This window comes from Pseudomonas sp. K2I15 (genome assembly GCF_002204795.1).
In the GTDB taxonomy this organism is placed as follows: Bacteria; Pseudomonadota; Gammaproteobacteria; order Pseudomonadales; family Pseudomonadaceae; genus Aquipseudomonas.
Window position 1 is genome coordinate 1 of sequence record NZ_NIXO01000138.1, and the last position, 2,120, is coordinate 2,120.

Genomic DNA, 2,120 nt, shown 5'->3' on the forward strand with positions numbered 1-2,120 from the left:
CCCGATAATCCATCATCCCCTACCACCGCCGAGGCCTTCCCCCATGACGAGCCCATCCACCGAACAGGTCAGCCCCCAAACCCTGCGCAGAGTGATCATCGCCGCCGGCATCGGTAACTTCGTGGAGTGGTTCGACTTCGCCGTCTACGGCTTCCTCGCCACCACCATCGCCCAACAATTCTTCCCCAGCGGCGACGCCAGCGCAGCGTTGCTCAAGACCTTCGCGGTATTCGCGGTAGCCTTCGCCTTCCGGCCCCTGGGCGGGATTTTCTTCGGCATGCTCGGTGACCGTATCGGCCGCAAACGCACACTGGCCATGACGATTTTGCTGATGGCCGGCGCCACGACGCTGATCGGCCTGCTGCCCACCTACGCCGCCATCGGCGTGGCGGCGCCGATTCTGTTGTCGCTGATCCGCTGCGCCCAGGGCTTCTCCGCCGGGGGCGAATACGCCGGGGCCTGTGCCTATCTGATGGAACACGCGCCGAGTGACAAACGCGCGTGGTATGGCAGCTTCGTGCCGGTGTCGACGTTCTCTGCGTTCGCCGCCGCAGCCGTGGTGGCTTATGCACTGGAAGCGTCGTTGTCCGCCGAGGCGATGGGCAGTTGGGGCTGGCGCCTGCCGTTCCTGATCGCCGCGCCGCTGGGCCTGGTGGGGCTTTACCTGCGCTGGAAGCTGGATGAGACGCCGGCCTTCCAGGCGGTGAAGCAGGAACACGCGGTCGCCCACTCCCCGCTCAAGGAGACTTTGCGCAACCATGGTGCGGCGATCTGCTGCCTGGGCGCTTTTGTGTCGCTTACGGCGCTGTCGTTTTACATGTTCACCACCTACTTCGCGACGTACCTGCAGGTTGCGGGTGGGTTGAGCCGGGCGGTGGCGTTGCTGGTGTCGCTGATTGCGCTGATTTTCGCGGCGGCGATTTGCCCGCTGGCGGGGCTGTACTCGGATCGCGTGGGGCGTCGGGTCACGGTGATGACCGCGTGTGTGTTGTTGATGGTGGTGGTGTACCCGTCGTTCCTGATGGCCAGTTCCGGTTCGTTCGCGGCGTCGATTGTCGGGGTGATGTTGCTGGCGGTGGGCGCGGTGTTGTGTGGGGTGGTCACGGCGGCGTTGCTGTCGGAGACCTTTCCCACGCGCACGCGGTATACCGCTTCGGCGATTACTTACAACATGGCGTATACGATCTTCGGCGGAACGGCGCCGTTGATGGCGACGTGGTTGATCAGTACTACGGGCAGCAATTTGTCACCGGCGTTTTACCTGATCGCGGTGGCAGTGCTGGCGTTGGCGGGCGGGTTGGCGTTGCCGGAGACGTCGCGAATTTCCTTGCATGATGTAGGTGCGCAGGAAAAAGGCGCAGCGCCGCTGCTCTCGCGTTAAAGTCGGCGGGTGTTCAAAACCGCCGGAGACCTGAGCGATGCGGATTACCTGCCTTCATACCGCCGAGAGCAACATTGCAGTGTTTGATGCCGCCGCCGCAGCGCTGGGGATTGGGTCGCAGGTGTTGCACCATGCGGTCCGGGCCGATCTGCTGGCAGCGGCCGAATGCGCGGGCAAGCTGACCGCTGATATCGCCGAGGAAACGCGGCTGGCGCTTGTTGCGCTGGCTCAGCACTGTGATGCGGTGGTGCTCACCTGTTCGACCCTGGGCCCGGTGGTTGAACTTGCCGGGACTCACACCCGGGTGCCGATTTTGCGAGCGGATGAAGCGCTGGCATTCGCGGCGGTTGAGGCAGGTGGGAAGGTTGTGGTGTTGTGCGCAGTCGAAACCACGCTCGAACCGACTTCTCGCCTGTTTCTCCAAGTGGCACAGCGCACCGGGGCCTCGGTGGAGGTGCAGTGGGTTCCAGGCGCATGGGCGATGTTCAAGGCAGGCGACCTGCACGGCTATCTCGCGACCATCGCCAAGGCTGCTGACCGTGCCTATGTGGATGGCGCGTCTATCGTGGCGCTGGGGCAAGCGTCCATGAGCGGCGCCGCTTCGCTGGTAACGGCAGGCCCCGCTCCGCTGACCAGTGCATCGACGGGGCTGCGAGCTGCACTGAGTCGTGCTGAACGCGGGTATGATCCTGGCTAACCCGGCCCGATTGGACCCACGCTCATGCCCGCTTCCCACACC

The 2,120-nt window shown here is 64.4% G+C and carries 2 protein-coding genes; both read left to right on the plus strand.

Annotated features, from left to right (window positions below; all coding sequences use genetic code 11):
* Window positions 1-43: 43 nt before the first annotated feature.
* The gene (locus CEC48_RS30765; protein ID WP_088427251.1) at window positions 44-1,381 is read left to right on the plus strand and encodes an MFS transporter; all 1,338 of its coding nucleotides are present in this window, start codon (window positions 44-46) and stop codon (window positions 1,379-1,381) included.
* Between the two features lie 37 nt (window positions 1,382-1,418).
* Window positions 1,419-2,078, plus strand: a complete 660-nt coding sequence (locus CEC48_RS30770; protein ID WP_088427252.1) for an aspartate/glutamate racemase family protein — start codon at window positions 1,419-1,421, stop codon at window positions 2,076-2,078.
* The last annotated feature ends 42 nt before the right edge of the window (window positions 2,079-2,120 follow it).